The sequence below is a fragment of the Franconibacter daqui genome, from assembly GCF_014644275.1.
Classification (GTDB): Bacteria; Pseudomonadota; Gammaproteobacteria; order Enterobacterales; family Enterobacteriaceae; genus Franconibacter; species Franconibacter pulveris.
Genome location: NZ_BMKJ01000018.1, coordinates 1 through 591 on the forward strand (window position 1 = coordinate 1; position 591 = coordinate 591).

1 protein-coding gene is annotated in these 591 nt (G+C 48.6%); it reads left to right on the forward strand.

Going from position 1 to position 591, the window contains the following annotated elements; all coding sequences use genetic code 11:
* Positions 1-215: 215 nt before the first annotated feature.
* Positions 216-591: fimbrial protein (locus IEX01_RS21435; protein ID WP_188724531.1), on the forward strand; the 376-nt coding region annotated here is incomplete at its 3' end.

The following is a 591-nucleotide window of genomic DNA, read 5'->3' on the forward strand; positions in this document are numbered from 1 at the left end:
AACAGTTTGGTTCAAAGTGTTCAGTTATCAAATTCCAGAGAAAACCATTCTGGCTATGAAAATGAATGCTGATATTAAATGTAATTCATTCGTTAATATCGCTGAGCAACCAGGCATTAATAAAATAATCAGTTATTAACTGCGTTTAGTAAATAAACGCGGATGAACGCTGAGTGTTATTTCCCAAGGACTTAATTAATTTAAAGGATATACGTATGAACTTCAAAAAAGTTGCTCTGGCTTCGGTAATGGGTCTGGTTCTGGCGGCGTCTGCACAGGCGGCAGATCAGGGCCACGGTAAAGTAACCTTCACCGGCTCCATTATCGACGCACCGTGCTCCATTAACCCGGACAGCATCGACCAGACCGTGAATCTGGGGCAGGTGTCCAACGTGGCGCTGAAGGCCAGCGGCAACACCGGTACTTCCGTACCGCGTAATTTTGAAATCAAACTGGAAAACTGTGACACCACGACCCTGAAGTCCGTCAAAACCACCTTCACCGGTGCGGAAGGCGTGACTGACGGCTCACTGGGCATCACCGGTACCGCCAAGGGCGCGAGCATCATCCTGACCAACGGCGACGGCGAGC